At 60.2% G+C, this 25,255-nt stretch carries 18 protein-coding genes and 1 other annotated feature; of the genes, 9 read left to right on the top strand and 9 right to left on the bottom strand.

Going from position 1 to position 25,255, the window contains the following annotated elements; translation table 11 throughout:
* Positions 1-108 precede the first annotated feature (108 nt).
* From AC5YUO_RS02075 to ppx, 4 genes are read left to right on the top strand one after another with little or no spacing between them, the layout of a single operon-like run.
* Positions 109-1,266: an AI-2E family transporter gene (locus tag AC5YUO_RS02075; RefSeq protein WP_400812033.1), complete on the top strand. Its 1,158-nt coding sequence runs from the start codon at positions 109-111 to the stop codon at positions 1,264-1,266.
* A gap of 2 nt (positions 1,267-1,268) precedes the next feature.
* Entirely contained in the window at positions 1,269-1,997 is a 729-nt protein-coding gene (gene hdaA / locus AC5YUO_RS02070; protein WP_400812034.1) for a DnaA regulatory inactivator HdaA, read from the top strand.
* A gap of 53 nt (positions 1,998-2,050) precedes the next feature.
* Positions 2,051-4,297, top strand: a complete 2,247-nt coding sequence (locus tag AC5YUO_RS02065; protein WP_400812036.1) for an RNA degradosome polyphosphate kinase — start codon at positions 2,051-2,053, stop codon at positions 4,295-4,297.
* Positions 4,294-5,817, top strand: a complete 1,524-nt coding sequence (gene ppx, locus AC5YUO_RS02060) for an exopolyphosphatase (protein ID WP_400812037.1) — start codon at positions 4,294-4,296, stop codon at positions 5,815-5,817. The genes AC5YUO_RS02065 and ppx overlap by 4 nt, the downstream gene beginning before the upstream one ends.
* Positions 5,818-5,848: 31 nt before the next feature.
* Here ppx and AC5YUO_RS02055 read toward each other — a convergent pair whose 3' ends face one another.
* From AC5YUO_RS02055 to AC5YUO_RS02020, 8 genes are all read right to left on the bottom strand, one after another.
* Positions 5,849-6,481 (bottom strand): DapH/DapD/GlmU-related protein, encoded by a 633-nt coding sequence (locus AC5YUO_RS02055; RefSeq protein ID WP_496154074.1) that lies wholly within the window; start codon positions 6,479-6,481, stop codon positions 5,849-5,851.
* 153 nt (positions 6,482-6,634) lie between these two features.
* Positions 6,635-6,982: a hypothetical protein gene (locus tag AC5YUO_RS02050; RefSeq protein WP_400812490.1), complete on the bottom strand. Its 348-nt coding sequence runs from the start codon at positions 6,980-6,982 to the stop codon at positions 6,635-6,637.
* Positions 6,983-7,155: 173 nt separating this feature from the next.
* Positions 7,156-7,503 (bottom strand): YunG family protein, encoded by a 348-nt coding sequence (locus tag AC5YUO_RS02045; protein WP_065654053.1) that lies wholly within the window; start codon positions 7,501-7,503, stop codon positions 7,156-7,158.
* Positions 7,504-7,743: 240 nt separating this feature from the next.
* Positions 7,744-9,102: an esterase-like activity of phytase family protein gene (locus tag AC5YUO_RS02040; RefSeq protein WP_496154073.1), complete on the bottom strand. Its 1,359-nt coding sequence runs from the start codon at positions 9,100-9,102 to the stop codon at positions 7,744-7,746.
* A 152-nt stretch (positions 9,103-9,254) separates the two neighbouring features.
* A complete protein-coding gene (locus tag AC5YUO_RS02035; protein ID WP_400812042.1) occupies positions 9,255-10,283 on the bottom strand; it encodes an adenylate/guanylate cyclase domain-containing protein in 1,029 nt (342 codons plus the stop codon).
* Positions 10,284-10,489: 206 nt separating this feature from the next.
* The gene (locus AC5YUO_RS02030) at positions 10,490-11,095 is read right to left on the bottom strand and encodes a hypothetical protein (RefSeq protein ID WP_400812044.1); all 606 of its coding nucleotides are present in this window, start codon (positions 11,093-11,095) and stop codon (positions 10,490-10,492) included.
* A 79-nt stretch (positions 11,096-11,174) separates the two neighbouring features.
* Positions 11,175-12,341 carry a ribonuclease D gene (gene rnd, locus AC5YUO_RS02025; protein ID WP_400812046.1) on the bottom strand — a complete coding sequence of 389 codons (1,167 nt, stop codon included), beginning with the start codon at positions 12,339-12,341 and terminating at the stop codon, positions 11,175-11,177.
* A gap of 82 nt (positions 12,342-12,423) precedes the next feature.
* Positions 12,424-13,695 (bottom strand): MFS transporter, encoded by a 1,272-nt coding sequence (locus AC5YUO_RS02020; RefSeq protein ID WP_400812047.1) that lies wholly within the window; start codon positions 13,693-13,695, stop codon positions 12,424-12,426.
* Positions 13,696-13,886: 191 nt separating this feature from the next.
* Here AC5YUO_RS02020 and aspS point away from each other — a divergent pair, with 191 nt between their 5' ends.
* The 4 genes from aspS (at position 13,887) to AC5YUO_RS02000 (ending at position 21,484) form a co-directional block, all read left to right on the top strand.
* Positions 13,887-15,674: an aspartate--tRNA ligase gene (gene aspS / locus AC5YUO_RS02015; RefSeq protein WP_496154072.1), complete on the top strand. Its 1,788-nt coding sequence runs from the start codon at positions 13,887-13,889 to the stop codon at positions 15,672-15,674.
* A 254-nt stretch (positions 15,675-15,928) separates the two neighbouring features.
* The gene (gene creD, locus AC5YUO_RS02010) at positions 15,929-17,374 is read left to right on the top strand and encodes a cell envelope integrity protein CreD (RefSeq protein ID WP_496154071.1); all 1,446 of its coding nucleotides are present in this window, start codon (positions 15,929-15,931) and stop codon (positions 17,372-17,374) included.
* Positions 17,375-17,687: 313 nt separating this feature from the next.
* A complete protein-coding gene (locus tag AC5YUO_RS02005) occupies positions 17,688-19,793 on the top strand; it encodes a methyl-accepting chemotaxis protein (protein ID WP_496154070.1) in 2,106 nt (701 codons plus the stop codon).
* 78 nt (positions 19,794-19,871) lie between these two features.
* Positions 19,872-19,927, top strand: a sequence feature (sul1 is cis-regulatory element that is thought to sense ions involved in sulfur or methionine metabolism; They are found in Alphaproteobacteria).
* 75 nt (positions 19,928-20,002) lie between these two features.
* On the top strand, positions 20,003-21,484 hold the full coding sequence (locus tag AC5YUO_RS02000; protein WP_496154069.1) for a SulP family inorganic anion transporter: 1,482 nt from the start codon (positions 20,003-20,005) through the stop codon (positions 21,482-21,484).
* 40 nt (positions 21,485-21,524) lie between these two features.
* Here the strand turns inward: AC5YUO_RS02000 and AC5YUO_RS01995 are convergent, their stop codons facing one another.
* Positions 21,525-22,715 (bottom strand): aq_1923 C-terminal domain, encoded by a 1,191-nt coding sequence (locus AC5YUO_RS01995; RefSeq protein WP_400812057.1) that lies wholly within the window; start codon positions 22,713-22,715, stop codon positions 21,525-21,527.
* Between the two features lie 229 nt (positions 22,716-22,944).
* Here AC5YUO_RS01995 and parC point away from each other — a divergent pair, with 229 nt between their 5' ends.
* Positions 22,945-25,197, top strand: a complete 2,253-nt coding sequence (gene parC / locus AC5YUO_RS01990) for a DNA topoisomerase IV subunit A (RefSeq protein WP_496154068.1) — start codon at positions 22,945-22,947, stop codon at positions 25,195-25,197.
* Positions 25,198-25,255: the final 58 nt, after the last annotated feature.

The raw sequence follows: 25,255 nt of genomic DNA, 5'->3' as shown, positions 1-25,255 counted from the left end.
CGGCAGTCTCCTTCTGTCGGCGCAGGAAAGCGCCGGTCTTGACCATATGCATATGCGCATCCTATCTCCATCATGGGCGGTGACGGTGCGGCGATAAAGGATGAACGGATGCAACCCCATGTAAGCGGTACGAGCCTGCGCAGGCAGGTGTTTTTCTGGGTCGGCGTGCTTGCCGTCTTTATCCTTTTCCTGATGGTCTTCAGCTCCATTCTCCTGCCCTTCGTGGCGGGCATGGCGCTTGCCTATTTTCTCGATCCGGTTGCCGACTGGCTGGAACGGCGCGGCCTGAGCCGGTTGATGGCCACCGTCGTCATCCTCGTTTCCTTTGTGCTGATCTTCGCGCTGTCGCTCATCATCATCATTCCGCTGATCGCCGCCCAGGCTTCGGAATTCATCACGCGCATCCCGCAATATATCTCGTCATTGCAGCAGCTGATTGCCGGCGCCGATACCAATCTTCTGCCGGATTGGGTGAGCAGCCAGATCAACTCGGTAAAGGAGAATTTTTCAAAGCTGCTGACCGAAGGCGCAGGTTTCATCGGTACGCTGCTGACGCAGATCTGGAATTCCGGCAAATCGCTGGTCGATGTCATGTCACTTCTGGTCGTCACGCCCGTCGTCGCCTTTTATCTGCTGCTCGACTGGGACCGGATGATCGACAAGGTCGATAGCTGGATACCGCGCGACTATGTCCATACCGTCCGCCAGATCGCCCGCGACATGGACAAGACCATTGCCGGCTTCGTGCGCGGGCAGGGGTCGCTCTGCATCATTCTCGGCGTTTATTACGCCGTTGGCCTGTCGCTGGTGGGCTTGAATTTCGGCCTGCTGATCGGCCTTTTCTCGGGCCTCATCAGCTTCATTCCCTATATCGGCTCCATGGTCGGCCTCATCCTCGCCGTCGGCGTCGCCATCGTGCAGTTCTGGCCTGATTACATCTATGTCTTCCTGACGCTCGTCGTGTTCTTTTCCGGCCAGTTCATCGAAGGCAACATCCTGCAGCCGAAACTTGTCGGCAAAAGCGTCGGCCTGCATCCGGTCTGGCTGATGTTCGCGCTCTTCGCCTTCGGCGCGCTTTTCGGTTTCGTCGGGCTTCTTGTCGCGGTGCCGGCGGCGGCCGCAGTCGGTGTGCTTGTCCGCTTCGCCTTGTCGCGGTATCTTGAAAGCGATCTCTACCACGGGCACGCCGCCAACCTTCCCTGGGACACCAATCCTGCCCTGGAAGAAGGGGAAACGTCCTCCGGCAAGGTTGACTCTCAGAGCTGACGATGACTGACCAAATCAAAACCGACAACGCCCGGTCGAAGGCCGAGCAGCTGCCGCTCGCATTCTCGCACCAGCCCGCCTCCGGCAGGGACGATCTTCTCGTCTCCGCCTCGCTTGCGGCTGCCGTCAGCCTCGTCGATGAATGGCCCAACTGGCGCTCGCCGGTCGTCGTGCTGGCCGGGCCGCCGGGTTCGGGAAAATCGCACCTCGCCAATATCTGGAAAAGCATCGCCGGCGCCCGGGATATCCACCCGCAGGCGGGCACGGATGCCGCGCGCTTGGCCGAGAGCGGTGCCGTTCTTTTCGAGGATGCGGACCGCCGCGGTTTTAACGAGACCGAACTGTTCCATGTCATCAACAGCGTGCGCCAGCACGGCACCACGCTTTTGATGACGAGCCGGCAATGGCCGGCCGCATGGCCGGTGACGCTGCCGGACCTGCGTTCGCGCCTGAAGGCCGTGACGGTGGTGGAAACCGGTGAACCGGATGAGGGGCTGCTGGCGCAGGTGCTGGTAAAACTCTTCGCCGACCGGCAGCTTTACATGGATGACAAACTCGTAGGTTACATCGTCAATAGAATGGAGCGTTCGCTCGATACGGCGCAGACGATCGTGGACCGGATCGATCGGCTGGCGCTCGCGCGTGGAACGAGAATTACACGTCCGCTGGTGGCGGAAGTCCTCAACGCGATGGACAAAGCACCGGCGGGCAGCGGACTGGACGTCGATTAACTGTCACAGTTCCGTCGTCAAACTGTTATACGGGCAAGAAGGACGATCGCGCGATGCAGCAGGATCACGGGACGGAAACAGGTCAGGGGATGGAACAGGGAATGGACGCTATCGTGCAGGAAGACTTCAACAAGGTTCAGCCGGCAACCGAGGGCGAAAGCCTGTGGGACAGCCCGGCGCGTTTCATCAACCGCGAATTCTCCTGGCTCCAGTTCAACCGTCGCGTTCTCGAAGAAACGCTGAACACGGATCATCCGCTGCTGGAGCGGCTGCGTTTCCTGTCCATTTCCGCCGCCAATCTCGATGAATTTTTCATGGTCCGCGTCGCCGGCCTCGAAGGGCAGGTGCGCCAGAAGATCACCGTCAAGACACCCGACGGCAAGACGCCGGCCGAGCAGCTCGAAGATATTCTGAAGGAAATCGACAATCTGCAGATGGAGCAGCAGGCCTCGCTTGCCGTTCTGCAGCAATATCTTGCCAAGGAAGAAATCTTCATCGTGCGCCCCGCCGCATTGTCGGATGCGGACCGGCTGTGGCTCGGCACCGAATTCGAGGAACGTATTTTCCCGGTGCTGACCCCGCTGTCCATCGACCCTGCGCACCCGTTCCCCTTCATTCCGAACCTTGGTTTCTCGATGGGCCTGCAGCTCGACAGCGTCAACGGCCGCGAGCCGATGACGGCGCTCCTGCGCCTGCCGCCGGCGCTCGACCGCTTCGTGCGCCTGCCGGATGACAAGAACGCCATCCGCTACATCACGCTCGAAGATGTGGTCGGCCTGTTCATTCACCGGCTTTATCCCGGCTATAGCGTCCGGGGCTTCGGCACGTTCCGCATCATCCGCGACAGCGATATCGAGGTGGAGGAAGAGGCGGAAGATCTGGTCCGTTTCTTCGAAAGCGCGCTGAAGCGCCGCCGCCGCGGTTCCGTGATCCGTATCGAGACCGACAGCGAAATGCCGCAGTCCCTGCGCCAGTTCGTGGTGCATGAGCTTGGCGTGCCGGATAACCGCGTCGCCGTTCTGCCCGGTCTGCTCGCGCTCAACACCATTTCGGAAATCGTGCGTGCGCCGCGCGACGACCTGAAGTTCGAACCCTATAACGCCCGTTTCCCGGAGCGTGTGCGCGAACATGCCGGCGATTGCCTCGCCGCCATCCGCGAAAAGGACATGGTGGTTCACCATCCCTATGAAAGCTTCGACGTTGTGGTGCAGTTCCTGCTGCAGGCGGCGCGCGACCCGGATGTGCTCGCCATCAAGCAGACGCTCTACCGCACCTCCAATGACAGCCCGATCGTTCGCGCGCTGATCGATGCGGCCGAAGCCGGCAAATCCGTCACCGCGCTGGTCGAGCTGAAGGCGCGTTTCGACGAAGAGGCGAATATCCGCTGGGCGCGTGACCTGGAGCGCGCCGGCGTGCAGGTCGTCTTCGGCTTCATCGAACTCAAGACCCATGCCAAGATGTCGATGGTGGTGCGCCGCGAGGATGGCAAGCTCAGAACCTATTGCCACCTCGGCACCGGCAACTATCACCCGATCACGGCCAAGATTTATACCGACCTGTCCTTCTTCACCTGCAACCCGAAGATCGCCCATGACATGGCGAATATCTTCAATTTCATCACGGGTTACGGCGAACCGGAAGAGGGCATGAAGCTCGCCATTTCGCCCTATACGCTGCGCGCCCGCATCGTGAAGCACATCAATGAAGAGATCGAGCATGCCAAGCGCGGCGCGCCGGCGGCGATCTGGATGAAGATGAATTCGCTGGTTGATCCTGAAATCATCGATGCGCTCTACCGCGCCAGCGCGGCGGGCGTGGAGGTCGATCTCGTCGTGCGCGGCATCTGCTGCCTGCGCCCGCAGGTTCCCGGCCTGTCGGACAATATCCGCGTCAAATCCATCGTCGGCCGCTTCCTCGAGCACAGCCGCATCTTCTGCTTCGGCAACGGTTTCGGCCTGCCTTCGGACAAGGCGCTGGTCTATATCGGCTCGGCCGACATGATGCCGCGCAACCTCGACCGGCGTGTGGAAACGCTGGTGCCGCTCACCAATCCCACCGTGCACGAGCAGGTTCTTTCACAGATTATGCTGGGCAATCTCATTGACAACCAGCAGAGCTACGAGATACTTGCGGACGGAACGTCGAGGCGCATCGAGGTGCGTAAAGGCGAAGAACCGTTCAACGCGCAGCACTATTTCATGACCAATCCCAGCCTTTCCGGACGTGGTGAAGCCCTGAAGTCCAGTGCGCCCAAATTGATTGCCGGGTTGATTTCGTCCCGCAAGAAACAGGCTGAATGACTCGATCAGAAGCACAGGGGCGGCTGACCGGCCTTGCCCCCGTTTCCGTCATAGATATTGGTTCGAACTCCGTTCGTCTCGTCGTATATGAAGGTCTTTCCCGCGCCCCCGCGGTGCTGTTCAATGAAAAGGTCCTGTGCGGCCTTGGCAAAGGGCTGGCGCTGACGGGGCGTATGCATGAGGAAGGCGTCAGCCGGGCGCTGATGGCGCTCAGGCGTTTTCATGTGCTGTCCGAGCAGGCGCAGGCGCAGAAGCTCTATGTGCTGGCGACGGCTGCTGCGCGTGAGGCGGAGAACGGCCCGGATTTCATCCGTGAGGCTGAAGCCATTCTCGGCTGCGAGATCGAGGTTCTGTCAGGCGAAAAGGAAGCGCTTTATTCCGCCTATGGCGTGATCAGCGGTTTCCATGATCCGGACGGCATCGCGGGTGACCTCGGCGGCGGTTCGCTCGAACTCATCGACATCAAGGGCAAGAGCTGCGGCGAGGGCATCACCCTGCCGCTCGGTGGCTTGAGGCTTTCCGAGCAATCCGATGGCTCGCTGGAGAAAGCGGCCACCATCGCCAGAAAACATGTTAAATCCTTTGCAAAGCTTCTGGCGGCGGGCGAGGGGCGCACCTTTTATGCCGTGGGCGGCACATGGCGAAACATCGCCAAGCTGCATATGGAAATTACCGGCTATCCGCTGCACATGATGCAAGGATATGAATTGCCGCTGGAAGAAATGCTGAATTTCCTGGAGGAGGTCATCGTCTCCCGGGACAGCAAGGATCCGGCCTGGCAGGCGGTTTCCAAGAACCGTCGTTCGCTGCTGCCCTTCGGCGCGATTGCCATGCGTGAAGTCTTGCGGGTGATGAAGCCGGCAAAGATCGCCTTCTCCGCGCAGGGCGTGCGTGAAGGGTATCTCTATTCGCTGCTGACGGAAGCCGAGCGCGAATCCGATCCGCTGCTGGTCGCGGCAGATGAGCTTGCCATCCTGCGCGCCCGCTCGCCGGAACATGCGCGCGAACTGGCGGATTGGAGCGGCCGCACCTTCCCGGTCTTCGGTGTCGACGAGACGGATGAGGAAAGCCGTTACCGGCAGGCGGCCTGCCTTCTTGCCGATATCAGCTGGCGCGCCCATCCGGATTATCGCGGATTGCAGGCACTCAACATCATCGCGCATTCCTCCTTCGTCGCAATCACCCATCCCGGCCGCGCCTATATTGCGCTTGCCAATTATTATCGCTTCGAAGGTTTGAACGACAACGGCACCACCCAGCCGCTCGCCGTCATGGCGGGCGACCGTTTGCAGGAGCTTGGGAAACTGCTCGGTGGCCTGCTGCGCGTCGTCTACCTTTTCTCGGCCTCGATGCCGGGTGTCGTCGATCACCTGAAATTCCGCAAATCCGGCAATCCCGATCTGGACCTGGAATTCGTCGTGCCGCACGATTATTGCGATTTCGCCGGCGAGCGGCTGGATGGCCGCCTGCAGCAGCTGGCGAGACTGACGGGCAAGCGGCTGGCCTTCGTATTCGAGTAACGAGCGGCGATGCCCTGTTTTGCGGCGCTGGTTACGACCAGCGCTCGCAAAAGGCTTCGATGTCGCTCGACTGAAAGTCGGAAAGCCTGGCTATGATCGTTTCGAAGGGCCAGTCCCACCATGCGATTGAAGCAAGTTTTTCCGCGATGGATCGCGAAAATCGCTCGCGAATGATTTTTGCGGGGACGCCGCCGACGATGGTGTAGGGTGGCACATCTCTGGTAACAACGGCCCCGGCGGCAAGTACGGCGCCATCTCCAACCTTGACGCCCGGCAAAACGATAACCCCGTGACCGATCCAGACATCGTGACCGATGATGGCGCGATCCTGTCTCCGCTGGTTAAAAAAGGCGTCGTCGCGCACCGCATCGGCGGCGTAATATTCCGGGCAATAGCTGAAACGATGCATCGATGGCCGGTCCATCGGATGGTTGGGGGCGCCTATCCTGACCTCCGCGGCGATGGCGCAGAACTTTCCGATTGTCGCATCTCCCACCATGCAACGGGGGCCAAGATAGGAATAATTCCCGAGTTCGGCATTGTGCAGGGAGGTGTCAGCCAGAATTTCGCAGCATTCGCCGATATTTGAATCTCTTATGCTCGCCGTCGCATGGATGACGGTCTCTGCGATTTTCGGGCGCTTGATCGGTGCGGTCGAATCCATTCCAGCCTCCGGATTTGCGTCTGCTTAACCGGCGATGATGAAGGCGCTGTGACGTGGAATGGCCAAAGAAGTCCGGTCAGGCCGGGCATTCCTTCCAAATGCAGGCCTCGCGCGATGCCGCGTGAACCGAATCTTGTCTTCCTGCAGGATGTGTCACTCGCCCGGGACATCCGCAGCGGCAGGTTTTTTCTTAAAGTAGTGGTCGGATATGTTCTGAGCGTTCCGAATGATGTGGCCGGCGATTTCGGGGTCTCCCCCCTCGAAGGTCTCCGGGTTCGCCCCGCATAACATCAGGAAGAGTTGCTGGTGTGCGACAGCGGCAAAATAGTCATGAGGCGGTGGCTGCATGTCTGAATCGGCGGCCTGGAATGCCTCGGCGACCTCCTTGCTGGTGCGCTCGAGCGCCGCGTGAATGGTGGCCATCATCGCGGCTTCTTTGCGGTGCAATAGATCCTGAATTTGCCGCTCCGCCGGTGTCAGGACCGGGCAACTCTCATTCATCGAAATCTCTCCTGTCGGTGCGCCCATTTCGCTGACCGATAGTATCGTGTGGATTGTGTCGGCTTTGCGGGAAAGACTGAAATCGTGGTGGCGAAACGAAACACAATAGCTGAACGCATGCCGGGTTTCGCCGGGCGAAACGGCAACAGACTGGCAGTCCTCGCGCAAAGGGTTCAGCCGTGCCCCAGCGCCTTGCGGATACACGCGCTGAGATAGGCATATTGCAACGGCGTTATCGTCGCCATGGCTTCCGTGCGGCTGGCAAGCCTGTCCTGATAGCCGACCGGAATATCGAATTGGCTAAAGGTGAAATCCCAGCGGGTGCCTTCGACGATATTGTAAAAATGGTCGGCACCGCTGACAGCGGTTTTGGCAAGCTCACCGCCAAAAATATCCTGCACCACCAGCGCGGTGACGCTGCCTTGGCCCTTGGCGGGGTTTTCGCGCGACCAGAGGCCGCTCGTCTCGCCCGACCAGCTTTTCTTCAGGGCGTAATAAAGTCTCTCTGCATGGTCCTGCATGAAACGTCTTCTTTTCCGCAAGCATGTTTCGGTCAAAGCATTTCCAGCAAAATTGTGCTCGGTTTTGCGTCTGGAAATGCGTAAAAACAAAGAGTTAAAGCAATGGAGTGAACCGGTGTTCACCGGAATTGCTCTAACTCCGGAGAATCGGAACGGAGCGCCCTGCAGACGTCAGTGTCTGCCGGGGCGCTCCGTCCGGATCTTTGGCGGCTGTCAAAGCGAGTGACAGCAGCCCTGGTCTTATTTCGCGTCGAGCAGGTCCTTGACTTCCAGCAGCACGAATTCGTTGTCGTCAGCCTTGTCCAGCGCACGGCCGGCCGAGAAGGGCAGGTTGTTGTCATTGCCGACGATGATATGCGTGGCATCGACGCGGTCGACATTCTCGATGGTAACGAAAGGCATGTCGTAATAACCGTTGCCGCCACCCTGACGCTTCTTGTTGTCAGGATCGGAAACCTTCATCAGGTCGATATAGCCGATCTTGCGCGCGGCCTTGCCGACATTGGCGTCGTTGAGTTCGATCTTGTAGATGCGCTTCAGCTTGGCAGGGCGGGCGAAGCAGTCCGCAGCCGGAGCCTTGGGGTCGGCGCAGGCCTTGTCGGCCGTGCCGGCGCCATTGTCGCGCTCGATGACGAGGGCGGTGGCCTCGTCCAGCATGTTGAAGTCGCCGATCGCCTCGCCGCCTTCCGCCAGCGGATAAAGCCAGCTGCGGCCGGTCCATGCCTTCTTGGCGGTGTCGAGTTCGATGATGCGCAGCGCGGTGGCGCCGTCTTCGGTTTTTTCCACCTGGCCGTCGGCCATGTAGAGCGGGCCTTCCAGCAGACCGTAAAGCTTCGAGCCATCCTTGGAGAGGGCCATGCCTTCATAACCGCCGGAACGCTTGAGATTGAAGGTAGGCATTTTCTGCGTCGGGTTGCCGGGCAGGGCGAGAGCCGGATGGTCGGGAGACTTGACCTCGATGTCGCCAGCCTTGGTGGAAATCACGTCGGTCAGCTTGCCGTCGCGGGTGAATTTCAGGATGTAGGGGCCGAATTCCTCACCCACCCAGAAACCGTCAGCGACCGGCTGAATGGATTCGACGTCGAAATCCGCACCCGTCAGGTAACGCTTTTCAGTGCCTTCGAGAACGATGGGGAAGGGCGCCTTCATGTCGGGGTCGGAGAGGAACACGGTTTCAAGCGCGTTGACCTTGCCGGCATCCCAATCGAGCTTCAGATGGTGAAACATCAGCATGGCGTCGCTGGAATTGAGCCTGGAACCGAAACCGTTATCGGAAAGGCTCCAGAAGCTGCCGTCGGGCATGGTCTTGATGCCGGAGAAGCCCTGCATCGGCTGGCCGTTGAACGGCATGGAAAGGCCGGTCAGGCGCACGCCATCCTTGCCCGGCACGGTGCCGAGACCTTCGGCGCGCTTGCGGTCGGCGGTCGTGAACTTGGCGGAGGTCTTGAGATGTTCAGGCGCATCGGCCGGCGCCGCGATCATGGTGTTGGCCGGCAGAATGGCGTGGGAGACCAGCTTTGCCGGAAACTCCTTCTCAGCCGCATAAGAGGTGGTGGCAAGTGCGAGAACCGCGAAAGGCGCGAAAAGAATGTGCTTCATGATGGAGACCCCTCGATACCTGTTGAAGACAGGATTGACGCGATAGGGTCGTCGCATGACAGGCAGGTGATTGTCGTTTGAAGCTTTGATGAATTTTGATGACGGCCATCATCGGCAGACGGGCCGCATGGCTTTTTTGCCGCCGATGGCGCTTATGCGGCGGGCGCCTGATATTGGCTGAGCGTGCAGACGCCGAGCGTCTGGCCACGGCCCTTCACCGCATGTTCGCCGAGATATTCGCTGCGCACGCCCTTGGGAAGCACCAGCTGATGGGCGAGATCGGCGGAAATCAGCACGGGATGGCCGAGCATCTTGCTCAGCGATTCGAGCCGCGAGGTCGTGTTCACCGTGTCGCCGAAATAGGTGATCTTGTGATGGTCAACGCCGATTTCCGCCGTGATGACCGGCCCGCCATGGATGGCGAAGCGCAGGCGCGGCACCTCGCCGAAGCGGGAGAGCCACATGTCGCGGGTGTTTTCAATGGTCGCCTGAATATCGAAAACGCAGCGCACACAGGCCGCCCGCCGGATCGCCATGTGATAGGGCCAAGTGATGATGGCGGCATCGCCAATATAGTCGTCGATGACGCCGCCGTGTTTTCTGACCGGCGCCGCATAGCTTGCAAAGATTTCGCCGAGAAATTCCTGGGCCTTCAGGTCGCCATGGGTTTCGGCGAAAGAGGTGGAACCGACGAGATCGATGAAGATGAAGACGCGGTCTTCGCTGACGGGGCGGCGATAACGGCCAAGAATGAGATCGATGAAGATATCGCGGCCGAGAAGCTCACGCACCCGCATGATGAAGACGATGATGCCGCAGACGATAAGGGTGAAGATCAGCGTCTGCACTTCCGCATGCACCGCCCGTTTCCAGGTGCCGGGAAAGATCCCGCTCAGCCACAGGATCGTGCCGCCGAGCCCGAAGCCGCAAAAGACGAGGATGGCGTAGATGATGAGGCCGACGGCGATATAGGCCGGCGTCGGCAAAGCGCTCACCTGCCGCGACAGGCCCGGCATGATATAACCGCGCTCGAAGGCGAGGATCGGCGCGCAGGCAAACAGCGCATAGGTCGCCCCGATGAGTGCGCCGCCACCATATTCCAGAAAAGCGTAGGCCACGCCGCTGCCGGCCACGGCAACGAAGAGCACCACGTAATCCAGAATGGGCAGCAATTTTCTCATATCAGTTCTTGATCTCGGGAAGGGGAGGCTTTGGTCTCGGGAAAGAAAGGCAGGCCGCTCCCTTCGGGCGAAGCTTCTGTTCAGGTCATATGCGACATTAGTGTGGAAAAAGCGCCGCAAAAAGTGAGCAATCGGTAAGGTTGCATGAAGGATTGGTAAGGCTGTTGCGCTGTTGCCGCAAAATCGGCGTTGCCGCCGCTCTACGCCTAATAGGATGTTCTGTAATAGACGGTTTCAAGCGGGGATTGCGGCCGGTCGTCCTGCGAGCGGTTCGACCATTTGACGGGGAAGGCGGCAAAACGCAGCCGGTTGCCGTCGATCCATGCCCGGTCGAACAGGGTCTCTCCCTTGCGGGCGAAGGTGATGGCGGCGCAGGTGCGGCCGTCAACGTCGAAGGGAATGTTCTCCTTCCAGCCGCTCAAGCCGCAGCCCATGCCTTTCGGGTCGCGATTATAATGGTCGACGACGTCGCCGTCATTCGCTGTCATGGTGATCGCGGTGACTGTGTGGGCAAAGAGCAGGCCATCCTGGTCTTTCAGCCCGCCATCCAGCGTGCCTTCGTAACGCACCTGCACCGTGGGCTGCTGGCAGCCGCTGCGGGCATAGACCTGCGACACCGCATGCATGCGATTGTCGCGAATGGTGATGCGCGTGACAATGCCATGCCGGTCATTCTTGCCGATCTTCAGGCAGTCTGTCGTCCATTCACCCTGGAGGTCGACCTTGTCCTCGCCGGCCCGGGTGGGGAGGGAGGGGAGAATGCCTGCCGCCGCGACAAGCGTGGCGAGCAGCAGCGTGCGGGCAGGTTTCATGGCAAGACCCTCAAAGCGCGACCATCGACAAAGAGATGGGACGCGATGCGGGCGAAATTGGGGTGAGAAAGGCGGGCGGTTACGACTCGCTCGCCGCAACCTCAACTTCCACGGCCTCGACCTTCTTGCCCGCAAAACGCAGGGCGACTTCGCCATTGATGAGTTTCAGGGCCACATCGCCGAAGAGTTCCCGTCGCCAGCCGGTGAGTGCCGCTACGGTTGCCTTCTCGCCCTCGGCGGCGATCTTGTCCAGATCGTCGCTGTTGGCGATGACCTTGGCGGCGACGCCGTGCTTGTCGGCCGTCAGTTTGAGGAGAACCTTCAAAAGCTCCACGGCAGCGCCGGAGCCTTCCGGCGCGTGGCTGTGACGCGGTGCCTTCGGCATTTCTTCTTTCGGCAGCGCCAGCGCCGCATTCACGGTTTCGATGATGGCGGTGCCGGAGGCGGAACGCTCCCAGCCCTTGGGAATGGTGCGCAGCCGCGACAGCGCCTCGGCGTCCTTCGGCTGCTGCTGGGCGATTTCAAAGATCGCATCATCCTTGAGGACCCGCGAGCGCGGCACGTTGCGCGACCGCGCCTCACGCTCGCGCCAGGCGGCGATGAATTTGAGGATGGCGAGTTCCGTCGGCTTGCGCAGGCGCGATTTCAGCCTGAGCCAGGCATCGTCGGGATGCATGTCATAGGTGTCGCGTGATTCCAGAACATCCATCTCTTCGGTCAGCCACAGCGAGCGGCCTTCACGCTCCAGCTGTGCCTTCAGCGAGAGATAGACATCGCGCAGATGGGTCACGTCGGCCAGCGCGTAGTCCAGCTGTTTTTCGGTCAGCGGGCGGCGGCTCCAGTCGGTGAAACGCGAGGATTTGTCGATCTGCACATTTTTGATCTTCTGGACCAGCTGGTCGTAGGAGATCGAATCGCCGAAACCGCAGACCATGGCGGCGACCTGCGTGTCGAAGATCGGATGCGGAATGAGCCCGCCGAGATGGTAGATGATCTCAATGTCTTGCCGCGCGGCGTGGAAGACTTTCACGACGTTTGGATTGGCCATCAGCTCGAACAGCGGCGTAAGGTCGAGACCCTTGGCGAGTGGATCGACCAGCACTTCCAGCGTCGGGCTTGCCATCTGTACGAGGCACAGCTCCGGCCAGAAGGTCGTTTCCCGCAGAAATTCGGTGTCGATGGTGATGAATTCCGATTTCGCCAGTTCCGTGCAGGCTTCGGCGAGGGCGGCAGTCGTTTCAATCATTGCAAATGGCCAATCGTGAAAATTATCCGTCTTACTTTCCCTTTGCCGGGCGCATGTCAATACAAAGCCCGCTTTTGAAGGCTCAAGGGTCGTTTTTCTCGGGTGGATCGGGCTCTGGCCCATCCTTTTTGGGTGGTGGAGGCGAAGCGAGCTTCTGGAAATAGGCTGAGGTGCGCAAAAGCGAACTGAACCGCCAGTTCCGCTCCTCCACGGGCACACCTTCGCGCACCTGCAGCCGGTAGATGGTATAGGCGATGAAAACGATCTGGATCGCGGCCGTATAGCTGAACAGCGCCTTCGGGCCGAACTGGTCTATCAGCAGCGAAGCGAGAAGCGGTCCGACCGTCGCACCCACCGACCAGAAGAACAGGAGCCCGGCCGACATCATCGCATGTTCGCCTTCCCTGGCGTGATCGTTGCCGTGCGCGGAACTCAGCGAATAGAGCGGCAGGGCGAATGCGCCGAAAATGAAGACGCCGATGATGTTGCTCCACTCGTCGGTGCCGGCGAAGAAGGCGAGGAACAGGCCGACGACGACCGAGCCGGCGGTGGTGGCGAGAATGATGATGCGGCGGTCATAGCGGTCGGAATAGACGCCGAGCGGATATTGCAGCACCACGCCGCCGATGATGCCCGCACTCATGAAGGTCGCGATGGCGGTGACGGACATGCCGATCTGTTCGGCATAGATCGGCCCCATATTGCGAAACGCCGCCATGCTGAGCCCGACGGCCACGCAGCCGACAACGGCAAGCGGCGAAATGCGCCAGACCGCGAAAAGATTGAAGGGGATCTGTTTCGGCGGTGCGGGGTTGGATTTGTCTGCAAGCGAGATCGGCACCAGCGAAAGTGTCAGCGCCATGGCAATCAGCGAAAACACCACCGGCCCGCCAATGCCGGCGATGGGAATGATATATTGCGCAAGCGTCACGGAGCCGAGATCGACGAAACGATAGATGGAGAGCGTGCGCGCCCGGTTGGAATTCGTGACCTGCGCATTGATCCAGCTTTCGATCACGGCGAAAAGACAGGCGACCGCAATACCGATGACGAAACGCATCAGCATCCAGAATACGGGATGGATGACGAGTGGCATGGCGATCGATGCCGCGGAAGCGACCGCCGCCATAGTGGCGAAGGTTCTGATATGGCCGATCCGGCGCATCAGCTGCGTCACCGAAATGCAGCCGAGCGCAAATCCGATGCTGTAGGCGGCGCTGATGAGGCCGATGGTGCTGGCCGAAAATCCCTCGGAGAGGCCGCGCAGCGCAATATAGGTTCCCTGCAGGCCGTTGCCGCCGATCAGGATACCGGCGGTGACGAGAAGCGGGATAAGAGGTCTGATCTGGCTCATTGCGGGCCGACTCGGTTTGGCGGGCTGAATAAGCACTATCTAAAGCCAAGGCGGGGGAAAGGACAGGCGGAAGGCGACAATCTTGCGCTTTGCCTTGACAAATCAGGCTGGCCATGCGCTTTTCCGGCAAATTTCGACAGTGCCGCCCATCTGGCCTCCATCAGGCCCACGACACGTTCCAGGATAAAAAAATGCATCGTTACCGCAGCCACACCTGTGCCGCTCTCCGCAAGTCCGACGTCGGCGAAACCGTTCGCCTTTCCGGTTGGGTTCATCGCGTGCGAGATCATGGCGGCGTTCTCTTCATCGACCTTCGCGACCATTACGGCATCACCCAGGTGGTTGCCGATCCCGATAGCCCGGCCTTCAAGGTTGCAGAAACCGTGCGCGGCGAATGGGTCATCCGCATCGACGGCCTCGTCAAGGCGCGCTCGGAAGACACCGTCAACAAGGGCATGGCGACCGGCGAGATCGAGCTTTATGCGCAGGAAATCGAGGTTCTCGGCGTTGCCAAGGAACTGCCGCTGCCGGTCTTCGGCGAGCCTGAGTACCCTGAAGACGTTCGCCTGAAGTACCGCTTCCTCGACCTGCGCCGCGAAACGCTGCACAAGAACATCGTTCGCCGCACGCAGATCATCTCCGCCATGCGCACCGGCATGGCCGATGCCGGCTTTGCCGAATATACCACGCCGATCCTGACGGCCTCTTCGCCGGAAGGCGCGCGCGACTTCCTCGTGCCCTCGCGCATCCATGAAGGCAAGTTCTTCGCGCTGCCGCAGGCACCGCAGCAGTATAAGCAGCTTCTGATGGTGGCCGGTTTCGACCGTTATTTCCAGATCGCGCCGTGCTTCCGCGATGAAGACCCGCGCGCCGACCGCCTGCCGGGCGAATTCTACCAGCTCGACGTCGAAATGAGCTTCGTGACCCAGGAAGATGTCTGGACCACGATGGAGCCGATGATGACGGCCGTGTTCGAGAAGTTCGCCGAAGGCAAGCCGGTGACGAAACAGTGGCCGCGCATTCCCTATGACGAGGCGATCCGCAAATACGGTTCCGACAAGCCGGACCTGCGCAACCCGATCGTCATGGAAGCCGTGACCGAACATTTCGACGGTTCGGGCTTCAAGGTCTTCGCCAATATGATCGCTTCCAACCCCAAGGTTCAGGTCTGGGCAATCCCGGCCAAGACCGGTGGTTCGCGCGCTTTCTGCGATCGCATGAACGCCTGGGCACAGTCTCAGGGCCAGCCCGGCCTCGGTTACATCTTCTGGAAGGAAGAGGACGGCAAGGTCGGCGGCTCCGGTCCGCTCGCCAAGAACATCGGCGAGGAACGCACCGAGGCGCTGCGCCAGCAGCTTGGCCTCGAGGCGGGCGATGCCTGCTTCTTCGTCGCCGGCGATCCCGCCAAGTTCTACAAGTTCGCCGGTGAGGCGCGCACCCGCGCTGCCGACGAGCTGAACCTGATCGACCGCGACCGTTTCGAAATGTGCTGGATCGTCGACTTCCCCTTCTTCGAATACAATGAAGAAGAAAAGAAGATCGATTTCGCCCACAACCCCTTCTCCATGCCGCAGGGTGGTCTGGAAGCGCTTGAAGGACAGGATCCGCTGTCCATCAAGGCCTTCCAGTATGACGCGGTCTGCAACGGCTTCGAAATCGCCTCCGGCTCGATCCGTAACCAGTCGCCAGAGCTGATGGTCAAGGCCTTCGAAAAGGTGGGCCTCAGCCAGACGGACGTGGAAGAGCGCTTCGGCGGCCTCTACCGCGCCTTCCAGTACGGCGCGCCTCCGCATGGCGGTTGCGCATTCGGTATCGACCGCGTGGTCATGCTGCTGGTCGGCGCCAAGAACCTGCGCGAAATTACTCTGTTCCCGATGAACCAGCAGGCGCAGGACCTTCTGATGAACGCGCCGTCGCCGGCAACGCCGACGCAGCTTCGCGAACTGGCGCTGCGTGTGGTTCCGTCCAAGAAGGACTGATCGGGATCTATTCAGGTTTCAAACAAAGGGCTGGCGGCGACGCCGGCCCTTTTTGTTTTGCAACGAACGCGGCAAAGTCACAATTTTACCGCGCATTAAACCGAATTCCGCGCACAATCAGCCGAAATCCGATCCCAGTATAGGCGCCGCGTTCACCTCGGGGACGCAAGACTATTTGGGGTTTTAAACTTGGGACAGCGCCGGCCGAACTTCGTTTTCGGTTCCGGCGCGATCATATTTAGAAGGATTTCAGAATGGTACATGAAACGGAAAAAGATGCTGTCCCGGCGGGTGGGCAGGTTCCTCCAGCCCCGCCGCGCGGTAATTTCGCTGTCAGCCTGCGTTCGCCCGGCGCCAAGTTCCTGATGATCGGTTTCATATCGATGGTTCTGCTCGTGCCGCTCCTGCTCGTCTGGGGTTTGACAGAAGAGCGCGCCTCGCGGGCGGAAGACGTTTCGGGGCGGATCGCCAGCGGATGGGGTGGCGATCAGGTGGTGAACGGCCCCTATCTTGCCGTGCCCTTCGACGTGGAGCGCCGCCGCGAGGTGGATGGCCGCAGCATAGTGGACCGAACGACGGAATGGGTGCTCGTCATGCCGGAAACGCTTGATGTCACGGCTGACCTCAAGACCGAGGAGAAGCGTCTGTCGATCTACAGCCTGCCGGTCTATAACGGCAACCTCATGCTGAAAGGCCGTTTCGGTTCCGGCATCCTGCAGGACCTTGCGCGCTTCTCCGGCACGCCGCGGCTGGACAGCGCCATTCTCGTCCTCAGCATTCAGGATATTACCGGCATCCGTTCCAGCGCCGGCGTCAAAATCGATGGCGGCCCGGTTCTGCCTTTCGATCCCGGTATGCGGGATATTTCGGTAATGACCAACCGCGGCGGTTCGGAGATCGCGATCAGGTCCGATGCCGGTGTGCACAGGCCGATTGAGAAAAACCTCATCGAAACGGGATTCGCCTTCGACATCGCCTTTTCCCTGAATGGTTCCGGCAGTTTCGCCGTGGCGCCGGCCGGTCAGACGACGAGCTTTGCGGCAAACGCCGATTGGCCGCATCCGGGCTTTGAAGGCCTGTTCCTGCCCGAGCAGAAGACAGTCACCGCCACGGATTTCAAGGCCAGCTGGACCATTCCCTATCTTGCAAGGGGCATAGACCGGGTGGTGGAGGGCAAGCGCCTGCCGCTGTCGGGCAGCCTCATGACAATCAATCTCGTCGAACCCGTGAAGTTCTACCAGATCATCGCCCGGACGCTGAAATATTCGATCGGCTTCATCTCGCTGGTCTTCCTCGCCGTCTTCATCGTCGAACTCAAGGGCGGTAGCGTCGTGCACTGGATACAATATGTGCTGACGGGGCTGGCTCTGGTCATATTCTACGTTCTGCTGCTCGCACTCTCCGAGCATACGGGCTTTACGATCGCCTATGCCACGGCATCGATATCGACGGCGGCGCTGATCGCATCCTATCTCGGAAGCGCAACCAATAGTCGTAAAAGCGGTATGGCACTGTTTACGGTTTTGGCGGTCGCCTATGGCGTCATGTACCTGGTTCTGAATGAAGATGAATATGCGCTGCTGGCCGGCGCGGTGATTTCCTTCATTGCCATAGCCGCGACCATGTACGCCACAAGGCAGGTCGACTGGTCGGGCACGGGATCCTCAAGAATGGGCAACACCACAGGCAATATGGCATAGTCTCCACCCGCTCCGAAGGGGTTCGACCGGATGCCACAACGCCTTGTTTTCCTTATCCGGCTTGGCATTCGGCGTGAAAGACGGGAAGCACGAGGCGAGGCGGGAAAGCGATGTTTTCCCGTCTCTTATCTGCTCTTTTTTACTGCCGGCAACTTGGTCGTACGGGGCCTGTTGCTTGCAGGTATCGTATGCTTCTTTCGATTTGACCTGTGGATTGTCATAAAAACTTAATCGAACTGACAAATCCGGTAGAGAACTTCTTAAGCCTTGTCGATCATTCATCGCCCCATTAAATTTCGCAAACGAGGGTTGAATGTTTTCGCTGGTCTCGACGTTCAAAATAGCGCATCGCGTCTCTATGCTGGCGCTGGCCGCGCTGTGCGGTATCGCCGTCATCGCGGGCATGCTGCTGTGGCAAAGGCAGATGGAGGCGCGTTATCGTGTCGCTGAAGATACGCTGATCCAGAGGGACGGCGTGTTGACGACGCTGGTGGACACACTGCATGAAAGCCGCCTGCACCAGAAGGACTTCCTGCTATCAAGGGATATGAATTCCGTCGCGCAGTTCGACCAGACGATGGGGAAGGTCGAGCAGTCCGTCGCTTCGCTTGAAAGCGGTGCGGCGTCGCAGACGCGTGCGAAGCTCGAGGCGCTGGCGCAGGGCGTCGTTGCCTATGGTGACCGCATGAAGGCGCTGGTTGCCAAGAACCGGGAGCTGGGTCTCACGCCCACGGACGGTCTTGAAGGCGCCATGCGCAATGGTGTGCATTCCATCGAGAAACTCATCGACGCCGTCGCCAATGCCGAAATCCGCGCCAGCATGCTGATGATGCGCCGGCACGAAAAGGACTTCATCCTGCGGCGCGACGAAACCTATGCGACGAAACACGCCGCCGAGGTGGAAACCTTCAAGGCGCTGGTGAAGCTGGAATACCGGCCGGGAGCGGAGCGCCAGCGCATCATGGATGCCCTGGAAATCTACACCGCATCCTTCCGCTTTTACGCGCAGGCGGTGCTGGAGGAGCAGAAGGCACGCGAAACGGTCGCCACTGCCTATAAGGCACTGCTGCCCGTCGTCGCCGATATTTCCTCGACCTATCGGCAGGAGCGGCAGGCCAGCGCGCTCGAGAACAAAAATGCGGCGGAAAGCACGGTTTCGATCGTCGTCGCCCTCATCGCCCTGACCGTTCTGGTCCTTTTTGCCGGTGTCTATCTCATTGGCCGGTCGATAACGCGACCCGCGACGGCAATAACCGGCGCGATGCGTCGCCTTGCCGAAGGCGAGACCGACTTCGCCGTGCCCGGTCTGCGCCGCAAGGATGAATTTGGCGCCATGGCGCATGCGCTGGAAATCTTCCGGCATGCCGCCATCGCCAAGATCGAACTGGAGAACCAGACGCTCGCGGCCCGGCAGCAGGCCGAGGCGGAAAAGGCCCGCTTCCAGCGTGAGGCGGAGGCTGAAGCGCAGGCAAGGCTGATACAGGCGACGACCGGGCTTGCGGCGGCGCTTCACCGCCTTGCAGCCGGCGATCTTTCCTTCGAATTGAGCGAGCCTTTTGCCCCGGATTTCGAGGCGTTGCGCCACGATCTCAACCGGACGATCCGCCAGCTCGATACCGCCATGTTCGGTGTTGTGCAGTCGGGCGTAGCCATTGATGGCGGCAGCCAGGAAATCAGCCAGAGCGCTGCCGATCTTGCCCGCCGCACCGAGCAGCAGGCCGCCTCGCTGGAGGAAACAGCCGCGGCCCTCGATGAGCTGACGGCCAATATCCGCATCTCGGCGGAACGCGCTGTGGAAGCCCGTGCGGTGGCCCATTCCGCGGATGAGGATGCCAGCCGCACGGCCGATCTCGTGGTCGATACGATCATGGCCATGGAAAAGATCGAGCAATCGTCTGGCAAGATCGGCAATATCATCAGCGTCATCGACGAGATCGCCTTCCAGACCAACCTTCTTGCGCTCAACGCCGGCGTGGAAGCGGCGCGCGCGGGTGAGGCGGGGCGCGGTTTTGCCGTCGTCGCGCAGGAGGTGCGGGAGCTGGCGCAGCGCTCCGCGAAGGCCGCTGCGGAAATCAAGCAGCTCATCCGGACCTCCGGGACGGAGGTGAAGGAGGGCGCTCGCTTCGTTCGGGAAACCGGTGCGGCCCTGTCGCGCATCGGCGGCTCGGTGAAGACGATCAACGACCATATCGAAGCCATCGCTGCCGCCACGCACGAGCAGTCGCTGGGTCTTTCCGAGATCAACACCGCCGTCAATCATCTGGATCAGGGCACACAGCAGAACGCCGCCATGGTGGAGGAAAACAATGCCGCGAGCGCCATGCTGGCGGGCGAGACCGCGCGTCTCAAGGAGCTGGTCTGCCAGTTCCGGCTGAGCGAGATGGAGATGTCGGACTATCACGCGCGGGAAGCGGCCTGAGACACCATTGCAGTCATCGAAAAGCGGGCGCGCAACTTGCGGCCCGCTTTTTTGCCGTTTATAGGTGGGGACACTCACCACGGACCCGGTGAAATTCCGGGTGGCTCTTCTGGCCGCCGATCCGCCAGACAACGCAAAGCACCGACATTCCTTTTCAATCTACCGGACATGGCTCCGGCCGGTGCGTCATTCTTTGCGAAAAAAATCAGATGAACAGATTTCAGACTTACAGACGTGAGTGGTTTTCCAATATTCGCGGCGATCTGCTTTCCGGCATCGTCGTGGCACTCGCCCTCATTCCCGAAGCGATCGGCTTCTCCGTCATTGCCGGTGTGGACCCGAAGGTGGGGCTTTTCGCCTCCTTCGCCATTGCCTGCGTTTCCGCCTTCACCGGTGGTCGTCCCGGCATGATTTCGGCGGCAACCGCCGCGACAGCCGTCCTGATGGTCACGCTCGTCAAGGAGCACGGGCTGCAATATCTCTTCGCCGCCACCATTCTCATGGGCGTGCTGCAAATCCTGGCGGGTCTTGTGAAACTCGGCCGGGTGATGCGTTTCGTGTCGCGCTCGGTCATGACCGGTTTCGTCAATGCGCTGGCGATCCTGATCTTCATGGCGCAATTGCCCGAACTGATCGGCGTGCCGGTTGAAACCTACGTCATGATCGCGGCCGGCCTTGCGATCATCTATCTCTTCCCGCTGGTCACGAAGGTCATTCCCTCGCCGCTGGTCGCTATCGTCGCCCTGACCTGCGTGGCGGTTTTCTCCGGCATGGATATCCGCACGGTCGGCGATCTCGGCGAGTTGCCATCGACATTGCCGATCTTTGCATTGCCACAGGTGCCGCTGACCTTCGAGACGCTGCAGATCATCTTTCCCTATTCCGTGGCGCTCGCCGCCGTCGGCCTGCTGGAATCGCTGCTCACGGCGCAGATCGTCGACGACATGACGGATACCGGCAGCAACAAGAGCCGGGAATGCATCGGGCAGGGGACGAGCAATATCGCGTCCGCCCTCATCGGCGGCATGGGCGGTTGTGCCATGATCGGCCAGTCCGTCATCAATGTCAGTTCCGGGGGAAGGGGACGGCTCTCCACCTTCGTGGCGGGTGCTTTCCTGCTGTTCCTCATTCTGGTGCTGGACGATCTCGTGCGTATCATTCCGATGGCGGCACTCGTGGCTGTCATGATCATGGTCTCCATCGGCACCTTCTCATGGCGCTCCATCCTTGATCTCCGCCGCAACCCGCCATCGTCAAGCATCGTCATGCTGGTGACGGTCGGCACGGTGCTTGCGACCCATGATCTCGCAAAGGGCGTGCTGGCCGGCGTCCTTCTCTCCGGCGTGTTTTTCGCGGGCAAGGTGTCTAAACTCTTCCATGTCCGGCCGGAGCTTTCAGCCGATGGCCGCGAGCGGATATACCGTGTCGACGGCCAGATTTTCTTTGCCTCGACGGAAAGCTTCATCGCCGCCTTCGATTTCGCCGAAGAGGTGGAGGCGGTGACGATTGACGTCACCCAAGCGCATCTTTGGGATATTTCCGCAGTCGGCGCGCTGGACAAGGTGGTGATGAAATTCCGCAAGGCCGGCAAGCGGGTCGAGGTGATCGGCGTCAACGAGGCGAGCGCCCACATGATCGACCGTTTCGCCCTGCATGACAAGCAGGATGCGGCGGCAGCCCCGCTGCACTGAGCGCAAAAGAAAAGCCCCGGAAAAACCGGGGCTTTTTTGTTTATTCGTTTGCCGTCACCGTCACACCGAGCATTTTCGGCAGGGTGTTCGGCGCGCCCATCGCAGCGCCCATGATCATCGGGAACGGAACCGGCTTTTCCGGCTCTGCCGTGATCGAGAAGTTCTTCGGATTGTCGACATAGGCGTTGACGGCCGCAGACACCATGTTCTGCAGCTCCGGAACATTGAGCGAGGCCATCATGATCGGGGCCATGCCCTTGATGGTCTGGGCAAGCTGATCGCCCGTCATGCCCTGCTGGCTTGCCGCATAGTCGATGGCGCGCTTGGTGATGCTGGCGTCCTCGAAGCTGATTTCGGCGTTGATGAAGGAAAGCTGCTGCATCAGGCCGAGCATGGCGAGGCTTGCTGCCTGATCCGCCTGTTCCTTGTTCGGGTTGGCGGCCTGCGCCTTCACCGTTTCCTGCATCGACTTGATGAAGTCGAGCGTGTAGCCGGAGAAACCGAACGACATGTTGAGGCGGCCGACATCATCGAGATCAATGGCATATTCCTCGACATCGACGGTGCCGGAGGCCACTTCCCAGCTGCCGCTCATGGTCATGTCGCCGGAAAGCGCCTGCAGCTTCAGCTTTTCGACGGCGTCCTTGGTCGCGGGATCAGTGACTTCGCTGAGATCGGCCTTGAAGCCGGATGCATCGAGTTCGAAACCGATCGAGTTCTTGTCATCGCTGACGGACATCGTCGCGCTGGTTTCCTCAAGCGAGAAAGCCTGCTTGCCGTCGATGGCAACGGAAACAGGGCCGCTATGGGCTTCGTCATAGAACATCAGCGCATCGACGGTGCCGGTGGTCGCATCGGCGGGAATGACGAGACCGGACATGTAGATGTCGCTCGCCTTGATCTCCACGTTTTCCTGCTTGTAGTCGATATTGTCGAAACGGGCGTTCTTGATCTTGTAACCGCCGTTATTTTCCTCGACGCCTTCGAGCGTCACATTGCCGACCGGGATTTTCTTGGCCGGATCGGCGACCGCGTTGAAGGTCACGCTGTTCAGGGTCACCGTCGAGCCGTTGACGGCGACGGAACCGGCGGCGATCTCGCCGCCCTGTGCGGCATAAGCCGCATTGATCTTCTTCAGCACATCCCCGCCATCCAGCGCGAAAGCCGGCGCCGAAAGCGTAAGAAGCGCGGCACTCGCGAAAAGAACCTGCCGGGTGGATTTCAGTCTCATGATGTTTCTTCCCTCAACGTACGGCTGTGCACCGTGTTCGAATTCGAATGGTGATACTTATATTCGCGATTATTCAAAGGTCTATAGGATTTAGATCGATTCCCATGACGGCGGCATTGCGGCATTTGCAACGCGGTTAACAAAAAATCGCATGAAAAGGTTGCTTTCATCCACAGCTGCACCCCCTGAATTTCTTGCCGGTTATCGGCATTTCCGCTAGTCAAGCACCATGGGAAAAGATCTTGTACCTCCGTCCGGCGGAGACGATAATATTCATCCGGTCGATTTGAAGGCGGCGCTTGAAGAGCGCTACCTCGCTTACGCCTTGTCCACGATCATGCATCGTGCGCTGCCGGATGTGCGCGACGGCCTGAAGCCGGTTCACCGCCGCATCATTCACGCCATGAGCGAAATGGGCATCCGTCCCAACTCGGCCTTCAAGAAATGCGCCCGTATCGTCGGTGACGTGATCGGTAAGTTCCACCCGCATGGCGACCAGTCGGTCTATGATGCGCTGGTGCGTCTCGCGCAGGATTTCTCGCAGCGTTATCCGATCGTCGACGGGCAGGGCAATTTCGGCAATATCGATGGTGATGGCGCCGCCGCCTATCGTTACACCGAAGCGCGCATGACCGAGGTGGCGGCACTGCTGCTCGAGGGCATCGGCGAGGACGCGGTGGATTTCCGCGCCACCTATAACGAGGAAGACGAAGAACCGGTCGTTCTGCCGGGTGCTTTCCCCAATCTGCTCGCCAACGGTGCCTCCGGCATTGCCGTCGGCATGGCGACATCGATCCCGCCGCACAATGCCCACGAACTTTGCGACGCGGCGCTCCATCTTATCAAGCACCCCGATGCTACGGTTGAAAAGCTGGTGGAGTTCATTCCCGGCCCCGACCTGCCGACCGGCGGCGTGATCGTCGAAAGCCGCGAGAATATTCTCGATGCCTATAAGACCGGCCGCGGCGGTTTCCGCGTGCGCGCCAAATGGGAAACGGAAGATCTCGGTCGCGGCGGTTACCAGATCGTCATCACCGAAATCCCCTTCCAGGTGCAGAAATCGCGCCTGATCGAAAAGATCGCCGAGCTGCTGATCGCCCGCAAGCTGCCGCTGCTTGAGGATGTCAGAGACGAATCGGCCGAAGACGTCCGCATCGTGCTGGTGCCGAAGAGCCGTACCGTCGATGCGACGCTCTTGATGGAATCGCTGTTCCGCCTGTCCGACCTCGAAAGCCGCCTGCCGCTCAACATGAACGTGCTGTCGCTCGGCAAGGTGCCGAAGGTGATGGCGCTGAACGAGGTGCTGACCGAGTGGCTGGCACATCGCAAGGACGTTCTGGTCCGCCGCTCGCGCCATCGTCTGGCGGCCATCGACCGCAGGCTGGAGATTCTGGGTGGCCTGCTCGTCGCCTATCTCAATCTCGACGAGGTGATCCGCATCATCCGCGAAGAGGATGAGCCGAAACAGGTGATGATGGCCAAGTGGTCACTCACCGACAATCAGGCCGAAGCCATCCTCAACATGCGGCTGCGCAATCTGCGCAAGCTCGAGGAAATCGAAATCCGTAAGGAACACGACGATCTCAGCAACGAGAAGGCCGAGATCGAGGCGCTGCTCGCTTCCGATGACAAGCAGTGGCAGACCGTCGCCTGGGAAATCGGCGAGGTCAAAAAGAAATATGCCAAGGCAACCGAGATCGGCCGCCGCCGCACGCAGTTCGCGGATGCGCCGGATGCCGATATCGAGGCCATCCAGCAGGCGATGATCGAAAAGGAACCGGTCACCATCGTCATCTCGCAGAAGGGCTGGATCCGGGCGCTGAAGGGGCACATGTCCGATACATCGGCGCTGACCTTCAAGGAAGGCGACGGCCCGAAGCTCGCTTTCCCGGCGCAGACCACCGACAAGCTGCTGCTGCTGACGACCGGCGGCAAGGCCTATACGCTCGGCGCCGACAAGCTGCCGGGCGGTCGCGGCCATGGCGAGCCGATCCGCATCATGGTCGACATGGAAAACGATCAGGATATCCTGACCGCCTTCGTGCATGATCCATCGCGCAAGCTGCTGCTCGTCTCTACGGCCGGTAACGGCTTCATCGTACCCGAGAGCGAAATGGTCGCGAATACCCGCAAGGGCAAGCAGATCATGAATGTCTCGATGCCTGACGAAGCTAAGCTCGCGGTGCCGGTGACGGGCGACCATGTCGCGGTTGTCGGCGAAAACCGCAAGCTTTTGGCCTTCCCGTTGGCGCAGGTGCCGGAAATGTCGCGCGGCAAGGGCGTGCGCTTGCAGCGCTACAAGGATGGCGGCGTCGTCGACGTGAAATGTTTCGCGCTCGCCGAGGGCTTGTCATGGTCAGACACGGCCGGGCGTCTCTTCAACAAGGTGGGTGAAGAACTGCGCGAATGGCTGGCCGACCGCGCAACAGTGGGCCGTACCGTGCCGAAGGGCTTTCCGCGTAGCGGGAAATTTGGTGGGTAGATATTTTAACGCCGCTCCGGCTTTTCCCCGGGGCGGCTTCACCCTCTTAGTATCGTGA

The sequence above is a fragment of the Agrobacterium sp. LEGMi-208b genome, assembly GCF_059511785.1.
This window is presented reverse-complemented; position numbering and strand designations above follow the sequence as displayed.